Source organism: Nocardia sp. CC213A (genome assembly GCF_030766805.1).
In the GTDB taxonomy this organism is placed as follows: Bacteria; Actinomycetota; Actinomycetes; order Mycobacteriales; family Mycobacteriaceae; genus Nocardia; species Nocardia otitidiscaviarum.
In genome coordinates this window covers 351137-367317 of the sequence record NZ_JASFXA010000007.1, presented here as the reverse complement: position 1 = coordinate 367317, position 16181 = coordinate 351137, and the positions used below count along the sequence as shown (strand labels likewise).

The 16181-nt window shown below is 68.0% G+C and carries 13 protein-coding genes; 10 read left to right on the top strand and 3 right to left on the bottom strand.

What is annotated here, in order from left to right; genetic code table 11:
• Positions 1-374: 374 nt before the first annotated feature.
• The 3 genes from fusA to QJS31_RS16125 all read left to right on the top strand — a co-directional run bounded on the left by fusA (position 375) and on the right by QJS31_RS16125 (position 5072).
• Positions 375-2393: an elongation factor G gene (gene fusA / locus QJS31_RS16135; RefSeq protein WP_306357045.1), complete on the top strand. Its 2019-nt coding sequence runs from the start codon at positions 375-377 to the stop codon at positions 2391-2393.
• A 975-nt stretch (positions 2394-3368) separates the two neighbouring features.
• Positions 3369-4001 (top strand): TetR/AcrR family transcriptional regulator, encoded by a 633-nt coding sequence (locus tag QJS31_RS16130; RefSeq protein WP_228808946.1) that lies wholly within the window; start codon positions 3369-3371, stop codon positions 3999-4001.
• 210 nt (positions 4002-4211) lie between these two features.
• On the top strand, positions 4212-5072 hold the full coding sequence (locus tag QJS31_RS16125) for an alpha/beta fold hydrolase (RefSeq protein ID WP_306357044.1): 861 nt from the start codon (positions 4212-4214) through the stop codon (positions 5070-5072).
• Here the strand turns inward: QJS31_RS16125 and QJS31_RS16120 are convergent, their stop codons facing one another.
• Complete coding sequence (locus QJS31_RS16120; RefSeq protein WP_306357043.1) at positions 5073-7124, bottom strand: prolyl oligopeptidase family protein; 2052 nt, start codon at positions 7122-7124, stop codon at positions 5073-5075. It abuts the gene before it with no gap.
• A gap of 66 nt (positions 7125-7190) precedes the next feature.
• Here QJS31_RS16120 and QJS31_RS16115 point away from each other — a divergent pair, with 66 nt between their 5' ends.
• A complete protein-coding gene (locus tag QJS31_RS16115) occupies positions 7191-8192 on the top strand; it encodes a dipeptidase (RefSeq protein WP_372341677.1) in 1002 nt (333 codons plus the stop codon).
• 21 nt (positions 8193-8213) lie between these two features.
• On the opposite strand, the gene QJS31_RS16110 is transcribed toward QJS31_RS16115, so the two are convergent.
• On the bottom strand, positions 8214-8969 hold the full coding sequence (locus tag QJS31_RS16110; protein ID WP_282781351.1) for a TetR/AcrR family transcriptional regulator: 756 nt from the start codon (positions 8967-8969) through the stop codon (positions 8214-8216).
• Between the two features lie 99 nt (positions 8970-9068).
• Here QJS31_RS16110 and QJS31_RS16105 point away from each other — a divergent pair, with 99 nt between their 5' ends.
• Positions 9069-10028, top strand: a complete 960-nt coding sequence (locus QJS31_RS16105; RefSeq protein ID WP_282781349.1) for an ATP-binding cassette domain-containing protein — start codon at positions 9069-9071, stop codon at positions 10026-10028.
• Positions 10028-10849 carry an ABC transporter permease gene (locus QJS31_RS16100; protein WP_306357042.1) on the top strand — a complete coding sequence of 274 codons (822 nt, stop codon included), beginning with the start codon at positions 10028-10030 and terminating at the stop codon, positions 10847-10849. The genes QJS31_RS16105 and QJS31_RS16100 overlap by 1 nt, the downstream gene beginning before the upstream one ends.
• A gap of 70 nt (positions 10850-10919) precedes the next feature.
• Here QJS31_RS16100 and QJS31_RS16095 read toward each other — a convergent pair whose 3' ends face one another.
• Positions 10920-11249, bottom strand: coding sequence for a rhodanese-like domain-containing protein (locus QJS31_RS16095; RefSeq protein WP_306357041.1), 330 nt, complete (start codon positions 11247-11249; stop codon positions 10920-10922).
• Between the two features lie 92 nt (positions 11250-11341).
• Here QJS31_RS16095 and QJS31_RS16090 point away from each other — a divergent pair, with 92 nt between their 5' ends.
• The 4 genes from QJS31_RS16090 to QJS31_RS16075 all read left to right on the top strand — a co-directional run bounded on the left by QJS31_RS16090 (position 11342) and on the right by QJS31_RS16075 (position 16119).
• Positions 11342-11800, top strand: a complete 459-nt coding sequence (locus QJS31_RS16090; RefSeq protein WP_282786091.1) for a MarR family winged helix-turn-helix transcriptional regulator — start codon at positions 11342-11344, stop codon at positions 11798-11800.
• Between the two features lie 161 nt (positions 11801-11961).
• Complete coding sequence (lpdA, locus tag QJS31_RS16085; RefSeq protein ID WP_282786092.1) at positions 11962-13365, top strand: dihydrolipoyl dehydrogenase; 1404 nt, start codon at positions 11962-11964, stop codon at positions 13363-13365.
• A 105-nt stretch (positions 13366-13470) separates the two neighbouring features.
• The gene (locus QJS31_RS16080) at positions 13471-14166 is read left to right on the top strand and encodes a DUF2993 domain-containing protein (RefSeq protein WP_282786093.1); all 696 of its coding nucleotides are present in this window, start codon (positions 13471-13473) and stop codon (positions 14164-14166) included.
• A 243-nt stretch (positions 14167-14409) separates the two neighbouring features.
• On the top strand, positions 14410-16119 hold the full coding sequence (locus tag QJS31_RS16075; RefSeq protein WP_306357040.1) for an HNH endonuclease signature motif containing protein: 1710 nt from the start codon (positions 14410-14412) through the stop codon (positions 16117-16119).
• Positions 16120-16181 lie beyond the last annotated feature (62 nt).

Here is a 16181-nt window from a genome sequence, read left to right as displayed (position 1 = left end):
TGGTCGGGGCCTTCCGCGTTTCACCCCCCTCGACATTTCACCAGTCGTCGACCGCCCCGGAAAATCGGTTTCCTCCACCCGCGCGATTGCGTAGTCTCGCAATGCGTCTCGTGCCGCACGGCACGTCGAACCAGGAGGGAGCCGGATGATGCGCGGTCAACGCACCGTCGCGGCTCGTTCGCGCTTCGAGGTGATCCTGGTGTCTTCGCCGGTCCGGTACCGGCTGCGCGGCCGGTACTGAGTCACCCGGACCTTTCACGCATCGACCTCCCCGGGGGTCGAGTCGCGCCGTACCGACGCATCCCGTCTCGGTACCGGCTCCGTCCGGGAATCGCGCTGTAGTGACCCTGCTCAGCACGAAGGACCGAATTTCCGTGCGTACCTCTGTTTCCCGACACCACTCCGCCCACGTCCGTAATCTCGGCATTCTCGCCCATGTGGATGCGGGCAAGACCACCGTCACCGAACGGATGCTCTACCTCACCGGCGCCACGCACAAGCGCGGTGAGGTGCACGAGGGCACCACGGTCACCGATTTCGATTCGCAGGAACGCGATCGCGGCATCACCATCTTCGCCGCGGCGGTGAGCTGCGAATGGAACGGTCACCGCCTGACCGTCATCGACACCCCCGGCCATGTGGACTTCTCCGACGAGGTGGAGCGGTCGCTGCGCGTGCTGGACGGCGCGGTCGCGGTTTTCGACGCGGTGGCCGGGGTGGAGCCGCAGAGCGAATCGGTGTGGCGTCGCGCCGACCGGTACGGCGTGCCACGTATCGCGTTCGTCAACAAGATGGACCGCGCCGGAGCCGATTTCGACGCGGCGGTGGCGTCCATCCGGGAGCGGCTGCACCCGGTACCGCTGGCCGTGCAGCTGCCGATCGGCGACGAGTCGGAGTTCACCGGTGTGGTGGACCTGGTGCGCATGCGTGCGCTCGTCTGGCAGGCGGACGGCCTGTCGGAGCGACCGATTCCCGCCGCGCTCGCCGAGCTGGCGTCGCATCGTCGACGGGCTCTGGACGAGGCCGTCGCGGAACGGCATGCGGCCGCCCTGGACGAGTTCGTCGACCACGCGGAACTGTCGGCGGAGACACTGACCGCGGCCTTGCGCGAGCTGACCCTCGGCGGTGAGATCGTGGTGGTGCTGTGCGGTGCCGCCTACCGTGATCGTGGGATCGAACCGCTGCTCGACGCGGTCGTCGCGTATCTGCCCGCGCCGCGGGATCGCGCGCCGTCCGGTGGCCCCGGCCCGGTGGCCGATCCGACGAAACCGCTTGCCGCCCTGGTGTTCAAGGTGCAGGCGACCGCGACCGGACGCCTCACCTTCGTCCGCCTGTACACGGGCGTCCTGCGCAAGGGGGACACGGTGTCGGATGTCGGAGCCGGTCGCCGGGAGCGGGTGGCACGGGTGCTGCGCGTACAGGCCGACCGCCACGTGGAGGTGGACGGCGCGGTGGCCGGTGACATCGTGGCCCTCGTCGGGCCGAAGGCCGCGGTCGGCGCGACCCTCGCGGCTCCGCACGCGCCGGTGCTGCTGGAACCGCCGACGGTGGCCGATCCGGTGGTCTCGGTGGCGGTCGAGCCGAAGGCGAACGCGGATGCCGAGCGGCTGCGGCTGGCCCTGACGCGATTGACCGACGAGGATTCCTCGCTGGTTGTGCGCACGGATGCGGAGACCGGGCAGACGCTGCTGTCCGGGCTGGGCGAACTGCACCTGGACGTGGCGGTGGAGAAGATCCGCCGCGACCGCGGCATCGGGGTGACCGTGGGCCGCCCGCAGGTGGCCTATCGGGAGACGGTGCTGCGCGGGGTGTCGGGGGTGACCTACCGGCACGTCAAGCAGGACGGCGGCAGCGGACACTGGGCGCACATCGTCTTCGATGTGGAGCCGCTGGACACCGCGGATCCCGGTGCCGACGGCATGGAATTCCATTCCACGGTGGTGGGTGGTCGTGTCCCGGCCGAGTTCGTGCGCGCGGTCGCGGCGGGCTGCCGGGATGCCCTGGCGGCCGGTCCGCTCGGTGGTCATCCGGTGACGGGTGTGCGCATCACGTTGACCGACGGCATGATCCACGTCAAGGACTCCTCGGAGCTGGCCTTCCGCACGGCCGCGCGCCTGGGTGTCCGAGATGCGCTGCGCGCCAGCGTAATGCGCCTGCTGGAGCCGATCGTCGAGGTGACCGTCACGGTGCCGGAGGAATTCGTCGGCGCGGTGCTCGGCGACTTGGCGGCCCGTCGTGGCCGGATCGTGGGTTCGACGACCCGCGGCGGAGCCGTGGTGGCGACGGCGGCCGTGCCACTGGCTGAATTGTTCGGCTATGCGACTCGTTTGCGCAGCCGCACGCAGGGGCGCGGTGAATTCACTACCCGGCCAGTGGGTTACGCGCTCACCTGACCGATAGCCCGTCGAAACACGCGGTCCCGCAACCGAACCGGGTGCGGGACCGCCGCCGAGTACTCGCCGCCCCGGGCGATCGGCGTGACCTGTGGTTGAACGCGCACCGGCAAATTCCGAGCGGGGGGTTCCGGTCGCGGCCCGGAAACGTGCTGAACCCGGCCCGGGCGCGGTGGCGCACCGGTGGCTCTGCCGGGCCGCCGAGTGCCCGCCCGCGCGGGGCGGACGCGAGTGTTTCACATGGTTGGAGGGGCCGCCGGAGGCACCGCGGCAAACATGGCGAAACGGCTGGTCGCCGCCGTCCGCCGCACCCGGGAAATAGTCCTAGAAAGATCCTTCAAAACGCTGCCGCACCTGCTGGACGCTCGGTATCGTCCCGATGGCAAACAGCCAGTGACAGATACTGGCGCCGTAGTTGGATCGGAGTACCCCCATGACCGACATCATCTCGGACATCCTCGCGCAGACCATCCTGAAGCTGCTGTCCTCCGGATCGGCAAGTGGTTCGGCGGAGTAGCCGGATGGTCGCCACCTTCCGGCGCTCGCGCGGAAGTGAACGATGCGGCGCGGGGCTCGGTCCATGATGAGGTGGACCGGGCCCCGGCTGCGTTCCGGGCGACGCGCTGCACGGCACGCTCGGTCGTCCCTGCTCCACTGTGGTGCACAGCGGTGTCGGCCAAATAAATTCTAGAAAAATCCGACAAAAGTATTCCACTCGGAGCGGCCGCTCGGTATCGTGTGGAACGGCAAATGATCAGTGATCATCGGGCCAACGCGACACAGCGGCCGGGCCTCCCCCCGGGCTCGGGCGACGAACCCCGGCAGTTCCCCTGCCAATTCCCGACTGCCGTTGGGCTGGTCGCCATGCTCCGATGCACTGAGCCAACTTTCGGCAATCGCGCGGTATGCCGAAGGTGCAAACGAAGGGGCCGATCCATGACGAGGGGATCGGCCCCTTCGGTATTGTCTGGCGCAATGTCTCAGGAAACGAACGCGGGAAGAATGTACGCCGGGCAGCCCGTAGAAGACCGGCAGCGGCAGCGACGTGCGCGTTTTCTGGAGTCCGGGCTGACGGTATTCGCGCGGGACGGGTACGCCAACAGCTCCGTCGGTGCCATCTGCAAGGACGCCGGTCTCTCCTCTCGGCAGTTCTACGAGGAGTTCACGGGGCGCGAATCGCTGCTGCTCGAACTCTACGAACAGATCGACCGGGAATCACGGGAAGCCGTGGCGGCCACCATCGCCGACCACGCGGACGCCAGCGCGATCGAGATCATCGACGCCGCCGTACGCGCCTATATCGAGTCCATCGGCCGCGACCCCCGCAAGGCGCGGGTCTCACTGGTCGAGGTGGTCGGCGCGGGCCCCAAGGTCGAGAAGTTCCGACTGGAACTGCGCCGCGCCTGGGGAGCGCTACTCGCCAGCGCCGCCGAGGACGCCGCCATGCACGGCGAAATCCCGCCCGGCGACTACGAAATGCGCGTTCTGGCCATTATCGGCGCCGTCAACTACGTGGTGGACGCGTGGAGCGGCTCCGACCCCCGCCAGCCGCTGGACGACGTCATCCGCGTGCTGCGCCGCATCATCATGGGCGCGGTCAGCGCCTGATCCCACCCCACGCTCGCCCCGACGTGGGGCTGTGGCCCCGGCGCGGGCGTGGGGCGCGCCACCGAGAAGACCAACACCGGCATCTGGATGCGCGCCGCCCCTCCGGGCATGGGGGTGTGCGGCATCGGCGGGCATGGAACGTCCGGCGTCGGCGGGCACAGGGCGCGGCGCCGTGGACACGAATCCGCGGTGGAGCGGTAGCGTGCGCGTATGGAGACTGTGCCGATCCAGATGCCGGACGGAACCACCGTGCCGGTCCGATTGGTGCCCGCGCACGGTGCACACCGGCATGCGATCACGCCGGACACGCCGCGTCCGGTGGTGGTGATCGCGCCGGGGCTCGGGGTACCGGCCGCCTACTACGAGTTCTTCGCGAAGGATGTCGCGAGCCGGGGATTCGACGCCGCCATTCTGGAATTGCGGGGGAACGGCGACAGCCGCCCGAAACCGAGTCCGTCGAGTACCTACGGATATCAGGAACTCGTCTCCGTGGATTTCCCGGCCATGTTCGAGGTGGTGCGGGAGCGGTTCCCACGTTCGACCCCATATCTGCTGGGGCACAGCCTCGGTGGGCAATTGGGCGTGCTGTACGCGTCCCGGATCCGGGGTCGGCTGGGCGGATTGATTCTGATCGCCTCGGGCACCCCTTACCACCGCGGTTACGGCGGCCTGGCCTCCACCGGACTGCTGCTCGGCAGCGCCGCGGTCTCACTGACCGCGAATCTCGCCGGTTTCTGGCCCGGGGACCGGATCACCGCGGGCGGTTTCGGCCGCCAGTCGAAGGTGCTCATCGCCGACTGGGCGCGATTGGCCCGCACCGGGAAATTCCAACCTGCCGGTGCGGACATCGACTACGAGGAGCGCATCGCGCGGCTGAAACTGCCGGTGCTGTCCATCACCATCACCGGTGACGACCTCACCCCCCGCGGCTCGGCCGCGCATCTGCTGGAGAAGCTGTCGGGCGCGGACATCACCCGGTGGCACAATCCGGAATCACTGGGGCACAACGGCTGGATTCCGGATTCGCGCGGCACGGTCGACTACATCGAGAAATGGTTGCGTGACCGTTGATCACTTCCCCATGAGTCGCTGGGTGAAGAATTCGAAGATGAGCGCGGCCTGGAACGCCGACTGCTTGTTGTCGGCGGCGCCGCCGTGCCCGCCCTCGATATTCTCGTGGTACCAGACGGGATGGCCCTGGGATTCCAAGAGGGCCGCCATCTTTCGTGCGTGCCCCGGATGCACCCGGTCGTCGCGCGTGGAGGTGGTGAGCAGGATCGGCGGGTAGGGCGCGTCCGCCCGGGTGTTCTGGTAGGGCGAGTACTCGCTGATGTACTGCCACTCCTCCGGCTTGTCCGGGTCACCGTATTCCGCGATCCAGGAGGCGCCGGCCAACAGCAGGTGATAGCGCCGCATATCCAGCAGGGGCACCTGACAGACGATGGCCCCGAACAGTTCCGGGTACCGGGTGAGCATGACGCCCATGAGCAGGCCGCCATTGCTGCCGCCCACCGCGCCCAACCGGTCGTGGGTGGCGATGCCGCGGGCGACCAGGTCCTTGGCCACCGATGAGAAATCCTCGTACACCTTGTGCCGGTTGGCCTTCTGCACCGCCGTATGCCACTGCGGCCCGTATTCGCCGCCGCCGCGGATATTGGTCATCACCCAGGTGCCGCCGCGCTCCAGCCAGCCCATGCCGGACGCGCCGCTGTAGGCGGGTGTGCGCGAGACCTCGAATCCGCCGTACCCGGACATGATGGTCGGGCCGGGTCGACCGATCCGATCACGGTGGCGGATGACGAAATACGGGATCATGGTGCCGTCGTCGGAGCGCGCGAAGTACTGCTCGGTCTCCACGCCCGCGGCGTCGAAGAACTCGGGCTCCTTCTTGAGCAGTGCGGTCGGGCCGCCGACGGAGCCGGAGAGCAGGGTGGTGGGTGTGGTGAAACCGCTGGTGGTGAGCATGAATTCGTCGCCGCCCTCGAGCGGGTCCAGATTCATGACGCTGGTGGTGGCCATGCGCGGGGCGTCGGCGAGCGGTTCGCGGACCCAGCCGTCCGTTCCGGGCGTGACCACGTAGAGCTTGGTCTGCACATCCTCGAGCGTGATGAGCAGCAGATGGTTCTCGGTCCAGCCGTAGCCGTGCAGCGCGGTGTGCGCGTCGGGTTCGAAGATCACCTCGAAATCGCGTGCGCCGCCGAGGAAGTCGTCGAAATCGGTGGCCAGCAGCGCCCCCGCCGGATACTCCCGGCCGCCGACCTCCCACGGTGACTTGAGCCGGACCAGCAGCCAGTCCCGGTACCAGGATTCCGAGGAGTCGGTGGGCAGCTCGAGCCGCCGCAGCGTATCGCCGTCCTCGAGTAGGTACACCTCTTCGTTGAAGAAGTCGGTGGCGCGGCCGACGAAATGCCGTTCGTAGCCGGGGGTCCGGTCGTAGCCGGCGGATACCGCCACATCCGATGGCTCGCCCTCGAAGACGGTGACCGCCTCCGCCAGGGGCGTGCCGCGCCGCCAGCGCTTGGCGATGCGCGGATAGCCGGAGTCGGTGAGCGAGCCGGGCCCGAAGTCGGTGCCCACGTACACGGTGTCGATATCGATCCACCGGATCTCGGACTTGGCCTCGGGCAGATAGAACCCGCCGTCCTCGGGTGCGAGGAATTCCTTTGTCTCGATCGCGAATTCGCGGACCACCTTGGCGTCCGCACCGCCGCGCGACAGGCTGATCAGCGCCCGCTGCTGCTCCGGCCGCAGCACGGCCGCGCCGCCCCAGACCCAGTTCTCGTCCTCGGCGGCGGCCAGGGCGTCGAGATCGATCAGTACCTCCCAGGCGGGCTCGTCCTTGGAGTATTCGGCGAAGGTGGTGCGTCGCCACAGGCCCTTGGGGTGTTCGGCATCGCGCCAGAAGTTGTACAGCCAGCGCCCGCGCCGTCCGGGGTAGGCGATGCGGGTGTCGGTGTCGAGCATGGCGAGAATGCGCGACTCCAGTTCGGTGAAGCGGTCCGACGAGGCGAAGGTCTCGACCACCACGTCATTGCGTTCCCGCGCCCAGTCCAATGCGCGATCGCTGGTGACCTCTTCGAGCCACAGGTAAGGATCCGTCACGCTCTCGTCAACACCGCTCATGGCCCCATTGTTGCCGAGGGCGCATCGGTGTGACGGGGAACCCTGCTCAGTAGGATTGCCGGACGGATGCCGATTGCTGTCGAGGAGGCGTGGATGCGACCCGCACCGTGGGAGCAGCACTGCTGCCTGCCGCTGCTGCCCAGCGCCGACATCCGCGAGCTGGCGCGGTATCCGGTCGGCAGCTATGTGTCGGTCAATGTCGGGTACGCGCCGCACTCCACGGCGGACGCGCTGGCGCTGGTGCGGCAGTTCCGCCGTGACGCCGCGGCGCGACCGGAGTTTCGGCTGGTGGAGTCGTTCGCCGACACCCTGGCCGATGGGGTGATCGCGCTGGCCTTCGATCTGGAGGACTCCGGCCCGCTCGGCGGTGACCTGGACAATGTCGCGGTCTTCCACGATCTGGGGGTCCGCTCCCTGCTGCCCACCTACAACCACGCCAATGCGGCGGGCTGCGGTTGCCTCGATACCGCGGACACCGGGCTCACCGGGTACGGACGCGATCTGGTGCGCACGCTCAATGAGGTGGGCGTATTCGCCGACGGCTCACATTGTTCGGTCCGCACCGGATTGGACATCGCCGCGACCACCAGCGTTCCGATGATCTACAGTCACTCGAATTTCGCGGCCCTGTGGGCGCATCCGCGCAATATCACCGACGATCAGGCGCGTGCGTGCGCGGAGACCGGCGGTGTGGTCGGCATCAACGGGGTAGGAATCTTCTTGGGGCGCAACAAGCCCGAGGGTAGGGCCGCGCGCGTCGAAGCCATGGCCGATCACATCGTCTACGGTGCGGAGCTGGTCGGTATCGAGCACATCGGCATCGGCTCCGACTTCTCCTTCGACGGTGCACAGTTCAATGCCGAGATCGCCGCGAACCCGGGGAATTTCTCCGAGGATTACACGCGCTGGGGTCCGTTGCAGTGGACCCCGCCGGAAGATCTGTTGGGGGAGAACGAGGTTCCCGGGCTGGACACGGTGCTGGCCCGCCGCGGGTTCACCGAAGCCGAGATCGCGGCGGTGTTCCGCGACAATTTCGCCCGGGTGGCGCGGCAGGTGTGGCGGCGCTGAGGCGCGGCGGCCGAGCCGGTCTCACTCGGGTCGATCGCTGACGACCGTCCGTTCGAGCCCGTCGAGCACCCGCCGCAATCCCCAGCCGAAGTGGTCGTAGCTGGGGTCGAAGGTGTTGTCGCCCATTCCCGCCAGGATCGGATAGCGTCCGGTCGCCATGGCCTGGTTCAGTGCCGGTGCCTGGGCCTCCCAGAATTCGAGATCGGTCATGCCGGTGCGGAGTTCGGCCTCCTGCGCGTACAGCTGGGTGCGCGCGGCGCCGACCACATAGTTGTCGATCAGCAGCACCACGGAGATGAGTTCGCGGTCGGGCAGTCCCATGGGTTTGATCCGGGCGAGGATGCGCTCCATGCCCTCCACGGCGCTCGGTCCCATGACCGGTCGGCTCTGGTTGACCTGGATCAGCCACGGATGTCGCTGGTACAGGGCGAGTGTCGAGTACGCCACGGCTTCCAGGGCCGCACGCCAGCCCGCCTCCGGTTCCGGTAGTCCGTCGAACTGGGGGTCCTGTACGCGGTCGAGCATGAGATCGAGCAGTTCGGCCTTGCCGGGCAGGTAGCGGTAGAGCGTCATGGTGCCGGTGCCCAGTTCCGTGGCCACCCGGCGCATGGTGACCGCGTCCAGGCCCTCGGCGTCGGCGACGTGGATGGCGGCCTCGACGATGCGGTCCAGGGTGAGTCCGGGTTTGGGGCCGCGGCTGGGGCGGGGGCCGGTGTTCCACAGGAGCTCGAGAGTCCGTGCGAGATCACCGCTGCCACTGGTCTCGGTGCTGCTCATGGTCTCGAGCGTAGCGGTCCGGGAAAAAACTGGGTACGTTGTACTCGAAATGGGGTACGATGTACCCGGTTTAATTCCGAGTGATAGCGGAGGACGACGGTGGCCGACTATGCGGTACTGGCCGAGGGGTTGACCAAGAGATATGGAGCGAAGAACGCACTCGACGGATTCGATCTGACGGTCCGCGCGGGCACGGTGCACGGCCTGTTGGGGCCGAACGGCGCGGGCAAGACCACGGCCGTGCGCATCCTGTCCACCCTGCTGCGGCTGGACGGCGGGCAGGCGCGGGTGGCCGGGTTCGATGTGGCCCGCCAGCCTGGGGAGGTGCGGGCGCGCATCGGGCTCACCGGCCAGTACGCCGCCGTGGACGAGGTGCTCACCGGGCAGCAGAACCTCGAGATGTTCGGTCGGCTGTTCCATCTGGGCGGGCGGCGAGCGCGGTTGCGCGCGCGGGAACTGCTGGAGCGTTTCGACCTCACCGATGCCGCCGACCGCGGCGTCGGCAAGTACAGCGGCGGCATGCGTCGCCGTCTCGACCTGGCGGCGTCCATGATCCTCGCGCCGGACGTGCTCTTCCTCGACGAGCCGACCACCGGACTCGATCCGCGCAGTCGCAACGAGGTGTGGGAATCGGTGCGCGCGTTGGTCGCCGACGGCACCACGGTCCTGCTCACCACGCAGTATCTGGAGGAGGCGGATCGGCTCGCCTCCCACATCACCGTCATCGATCAGGGGCGGGCCATCGCCGACGACACCCCCGACGGTTTGAAGAACATCGTGGGCGGCGACCTCATCGAGGTGGTGGCGCTGGAAGTCGCCGATCTGCCCCTGGTGGCGAAGGTCGTTGCCCGCGTGAGCGATACCGAACCGGAGACCGTGGAGGTCGAGCGACGCGTGCACGCGCCCGTCGCCGATCGGGTCGCCGCGCTCACCGAGGTGGCGCGCGCCCTGCAGGACGAGGGCATCGCCGTCGAGGACATCGGGCTGCGCCGCCCCAGTCTCGACGATGTCTTCCTACATCTCACCGGTCACCGCACCGCTACCGAGGAGGCCGCCTGATGAGCGCCGTCGATCTGACCCCCGAGCACCGTTCGCGCACCTACTGGGCGGTGGCCGACTGCTGGAACATCGTGCGCCGCGGGCTGACCCACTATCAGCGCCAGCCGGTGAACATCGCTTGGCAGCTGGGCTTTCCGATCGTCTCGGTGCTGCTGTACGGCTATGTGTTCGGCAGTGCCATGGTGGTGCCGGGCGGAGGCGACTACCGCAGCTTCCTGATGCCGGGCATGTTCACCATGACCATGGCCTTCAGCTTCGTGAACACCGCGACCGTGGTGGTCTACGACGCCACCAAGGGCGTGATCGACCGGTTCCGGTCCATGCCCATGTCCGCCTCGGCGGTGGTCTCCGGTCGCGGTGTCACCGATCTGCTGGTCGCCTGCGCGGAGCTGGGCATTCTCATGCTGACCGCCTTCGCCATCGGCTGGCGGCCCACCGGTGGATTGCTCGGCGTGGTGGCGGCGTTCGTGCTGCTGCTGTGGCTGCGCTTCGCGCTGATCTGGGTGGGCGTGTGGCTGGGATTGATGGTGCCGAATCCGGAGGCGGCGGGCGGTCTGTTCGCGGTGGTCTTCCCGCTCACCATGATTTCGAGCATCTTCGTCGCCCCGCAGTTGATGCCGTCCTGGCTCGGCACGATCGCGGCGTGGAATCCCATCTCCTCGACGGCGGCGGCGACCCGCGAGCTGTTCGGCACCCCCGTGGGCAGCGGGGATTCCTGGGTGGAGCAGCACGCCGCGCTGATGGCGCTGGTCTGGCCGCTGGTGCTCACCGCGATCTTCCTGCCGCTCGCGGTGCGGCGCTTCCAGCGGCTCAGCCGCTGAAGTCGCTGCGGCCGAGCGGTATTCGACGGCCGGTGCGTCGCCTCGCGGTGACGCACCGGCCGCGTCCGGATCAGCGCCCGGACTCCACGGTCAGGCCCGCGTCCGTCCAGTCCTGAATGCCCTCGCGGTATTTGCGGACGTTGGTGTAGCCCAGCGCCTCCAGCTTGCTGGCGACGGCCTGGCTGTTCTGGCAGGCCGGGTTGGAACAGTAGGTCACGATGGCGGCGTCGCGATCCGGCAGCAGGCGCGCGGCTTCGCTTTCCACCTCGGATTCGACGAGCGCGATCGCGCCCGGCAGGTGCGCCTTGGCGTAGTACTCGCCGCCGAGCGCGTCGATCACCGTGACGGTGCCCGCGGCGATCTCCTTCTCGAGTTCCTCGCGGGTGATGAGTGCGGTCATGGGGCAACCTCGATTCTTCTCGCGCACATTTTTATGTGCGTGTGCACGCTACTATTTGTGTGCGCACGCACGCAACCCGGTACGCTGGGCCGGTGCCCCACTCACAGCCCACCCCCCGCCCGGCCGCGGCCGCCTGGTCGGCACTGCTGCGGGTACACGCCACCCTCGTCCCCGAGCTGGACGCGGAACTACGCACAACCGTCGGGTTGCCCCTGAACTGGTACGACGTTCTGCTCGAACTGGACGGCGTCGAACGGCTGCGCATGAGCGATCTGGGTGAACGCGTGGTGCTCAGCCGTACCCGGGTGAGCCGGTTGGTCGCCGAGCTCGAAACACACGGCCTGGTACGGCGCGAATCCAATCCGGACGACGGCAGATCCGCCTTCGTCTCCATCACCGACCGCGGCCGCGAACGCTTCCGCGCCGCCGCGCCGCACTACCTCGGCGGCATCGAGCGTCGACTGGGCGAGCGCCTGGAACCGGAGGAACTCGCGGCGCTCACCGCCGCGCTCCGCAAGGTGCTCGGACCCGCGGATCTCGGTCTCGGTTAGCTCCGGACCGTCGATGTCCGGGCACGCCGTGCTGTGGAACGCCTGCTCGATCGGGTCGTGAGCTGTTGTCGTATCCGCGCGCAGCGATCGTGTGTGCGAGATCTCACCGTAGAGGGGGATCGGGTGCGTGCGGCCGGGTGAACGGAGTTAGGCTCGAACCCGTGACTTCCCACTACGATGTCGTCGTTCTCGGCGCTGGTCCCGGCGGATACGTCGCCGCGATCCGCGCCGCTCAACTCGGCCTGCGAACAGCGATCGTCGAGCAGAAATACTGGGGTGGCGTGTGCCTGAACGTGGGCTGCATCCCGTCCAAGGCACTGCTGCGTAACGCGGAGCTGGCCCATATCTTCACCAAGGAGGCCAAGACCTTCGGCATCAGCGGGGAGGCGAAGTTCGATTTCGGCGCCGCCTTCGATCGCAGCCGCAAGGTGGCGGACGGCCGGGTCAAGGGCGTCCACTTCCTGATGAAGAAGAACAAGATCGACGAGTTCGACGGTCTGGGCACCTTCACCGGCCCGAACTCTCTCCAGGTCGCCCTGACCAAGGGCGGCGCGGAGAACATCACCTTCGACAACGTCATCATCGCCACCGGCACCGTCACCAAGCTGCTGCCGGGCACCTCGGTGTCGCAGAACGTGGTCACCTACGAGGAGCAGATCCTCACCCGCGATCTGCCCGGCTCGATCCTGATCGTCGGCGCGGGCGCGATCGGCATGGAGTTCGGCTACGTCCTCAAGAACTACGGCGTGGACGTGCGCATCGTGGAGTTCCTCGACCGCGCGCTGCCCAACGAGGACGCCGATGTCTCCAAGGAGATCACCAAGGCGTACAAGAAGCTCGGGATCACCATCACCACGGGTGCGTCGGTGCAGTCCATCGACGACGACGGCTCCAAGGTGACCGTCTCCATCAAGGACAACAAGTCCGGCAATGTCGAGACCGTCACCGTCGACAAGGTGTTGCAGGCCGTCGGTTTCGCGCCGCGCGTGGAGGGCTACGGCCTGGAGACCACCGGCGTGCAGCTGACCGACCGCGGCGCCATCGCCATCGACGAGTACATGCGCACCAATGTGCCGCACATCTACGCCATCGGTGACGTCACCGCCAAGCTTCAGCTCGCGCACGTCGCCGAGGCGCAGGGCGTGGTCGCCGCCGAGACCATCGGCGGCGCCGAGACCATGCCGCTGGGCGACTACCGCATGATGCCGCGCGCCACCTTCTGTCAGCCCCAGGTCGCCTCCTTCGGCCTGACCGAGCAGCAGGCCAAGGACGAGGGCTACGACGTCAAGGTCGCCACCTTCCCGTTCACCGCCAACGGCAAGGCGCACGGCCTGGGTGATGCCCAGGGCTTCGTCAAGCTCATCTCCGACGCCAAGTACGGCGAACTCATCGGCGGCCACCTCATCGGCCCCGACGTCTCGGAGCTGCTGCCGGAACTGACCCTGGCCCAGAAGTGGGACCTCACGGTCAACGAACTCGCCCGCAACGTGCACACCCACCCGACGTTGAGCGAGGCGCTCCAGGAGGCCATCCACGGCCTCGCGGGACACATGATCAACTTCTGATCGCGCGACGAGCAACGGCCCGGTATCCGGCGAACCCACCGGACACCGGGCCGTTTCCCGTGTCGGGAACGGGCATGATGGTGGGATGGCCGGACGGGTGAGCGTATGCGCGCATTGCTGACACTGATCGTCGTGCTGGCGATCGCGCTGATCATCGGCGACCGGGTCGCGGTGACGCTGGCGCAGAACGAGATCGGGCGCGCGATCGCCGGCGAATACGAACTCCCGCAGCGGCCTCGGGTGGAGATCGGCGGGTTTCCGTTCCTGACCCAGGCGGTCGACGGGCGCTATCGCGAGATCGACATCCAGGTCGGCGACTGGCACGACCAGGACATCCACGTGCGCGACCTCGAGGTGAGGCTGAACGATGTCTCGGCCCCCCTGCGCGACCTGCTCGGCAACCGCACCTCGAATCTGGTCGCGGCGACGGCGACCGCCACGGCCCTGGTCCCCTACGACGTCGTGCGCGATTACGCCCCGTCCGGAGTGGAGACGATCTCCCACAGCCCGGAGGGCCTGCGCGTCACCGGAACCTTCTCGGTGGAAGGCATCCCGGTCCCCGCGACCCTCATCGTCACCGTCGAGCCGACCGCCGACGGCATCGAGGTCACCCCGGTATCGGTCCAGCCCGCCACCGGCGGCCCCACCATCCCCCTCGCCCTCCTCCGCAACTCCCTCGCCTTCACCGTTCCCCTGCAACGGCTACCGCTCGGTGCCCGCCTGACCGACATCCAGCCCAGCACCGACGGCCTCCAGGTCACCGCTGTAGCCCACGACGTCCGCTTCTCCGACCTGCCGTGAGCGCGGAACCCGCCCCCGTTCGACCGTACGCAGCCAGCCATGGAGTCCCATCGCACGAGAAGGACGAGAAGCGATAGATGTGGTCGGCTGTTCGACTCCACCGGAAGTAGCGAGAAGGCTTGCCGCTGTGGAGGCTACGGCGGGTGTCGTGCGAGTGTTCTGGCCCGAACCCGGATGTGAAGATGTGCAGTTCAGATGGCCTTTTAGCTTCTGCCGCAATGGATTTCGCGGTAGAATTGGTGCATGATTCCGGAGGGGGAAACGCGAGGCGGTGATACCGCGGCCGGTCTGTCGGCCGCGATGGACGCCCTGCTCGCGACCGATCTCACCGGGTTGTCCGACACCGCTCTCGTGGACGTCATGCGGGAGATGGAATCCGTTCGTTGTCGGATGGCGGCACTGTCACACCGCATGATCGCCGAAGTCGAGGCGCGGCATCTGTGGGAGCGTGCCGGGGCCAAGGGGATGCGCGGCTATCTGATCGATGTGCTGCGCCTGTCGGCCGCCGAGGCCGGAGCGCGGGTACGCGCGTCGGCGTCGTTGCGGCCGCGCGCGTTCTGCGGGGAACCCGGTCCGGCGTTGTTGCCGACCACCGCGGCGTTGCAGGCCGAGGGTGTGGTGTCCCCGGAGCACGCGCGGGTGATCATGCGGGTGATGGACCGCATCCCGGCCGCGGTGCCCGTCGAGAGGCAGGCCGAGGCCGAACAGCAGCTCGCCCGCGCGGCGAGCCAGATGCCGCCGGAGTATGTGAGCAAGGTCGGGCACGTGCTGCTGTCGTGCCTGGACCCCGACGGGGTCCTCACCAATGACGACGACCGCGCCCGCCGCCGCGAACTCTGGGTGGGCAAACAACGCGTGGACGGCATGAGCGAGATCAAGGGCGTGCTCGACCCGCAACTGCGTGCCCTGCTGGATGTCGTCTTGGCGAAGTGGGCGCGTCCGGGCATGTGTAATCCGGAGGATCCCGACAGTCCCCGGATGGGGCCGGGTGCGGTCGACAAGGATCTCATGGAGGTGGCGGCGCGGCGGGATCGGCGTAGTGCCGGGCAGCGTAACCACGACGCGGTGAAAGCGTTCCTGGCTGCCGGGGGTGGTCCGGAGAACCTGGGGTCTCACCGGGGTGTGCCGGTGTCGGTGGTGTTGACGATGAGTCTCACCGACTTGCAGGCCGGGGCCGGGTACGCCCACACCGCATCGGGGTCGGTGATGTCGGTTCGGGATGCGTTGCGGATGGCCGAGGGCAGCTACCCGTTGTTGATGCTGTTCGACGGCAAGGGTTTGCCCCTGCATTTGGGGCGGGGGAAGTATCGGTTGGCGTCGCCGTGGCAGCGGTTGGCGTGTATCGCCGCCGACCGCGGCTGCACCCGCCCCGGGTGTGAGGCTCCCGCGACGATGTGTGCGGTGCATCATATGGTGCCGTGGTTGCGGGGTGGTCGTACCGATATCGAGAATCTGACGTTGGTGTGCGATCGCTGCCACGCTCAGATTCCCGAGGATGTCGAGGATCCGACGGGGTGGGCCACCCTCGGACGCGGCAACAGCAACAGCAACAGCAACAGCAGTAGCAGTAGCAGCGGCAGCATCGGCGGCAACAGCATCGGCAGCGGCGGCAACCGCGGCGGCGGTGTCGGCAGTATCGGCAACGGCCTCGGTAGCGGCGGCAACCGCAGCGGTGGTGTCGGTAGCGGCCGGTATCCGGGTCGTGTCGTGTGGGCACCCCCGACCCGCATCCACCCGGCACGGGCACCCCGGGTGAATCTGCATCACCATCCCGAGCAGTGGCTCACCGATACCCCGACCCGGCACGGTGCCGACCATCTCGACCGGCCCCGTCACCGTCACCGCGACCACCGAACAGCCGATCCACGAGCCACCGGCCATCACGACCGGTCGTCGACAGACCACCGCACCCACCGCCCGGACCCGACCCGAGGCGATCACTTACGCCAATAACCACACCCCGCAAAGGCCCGTCTCGAGAACGCAACCCCAGCCAGTCCGTGGGCTGGGATAGA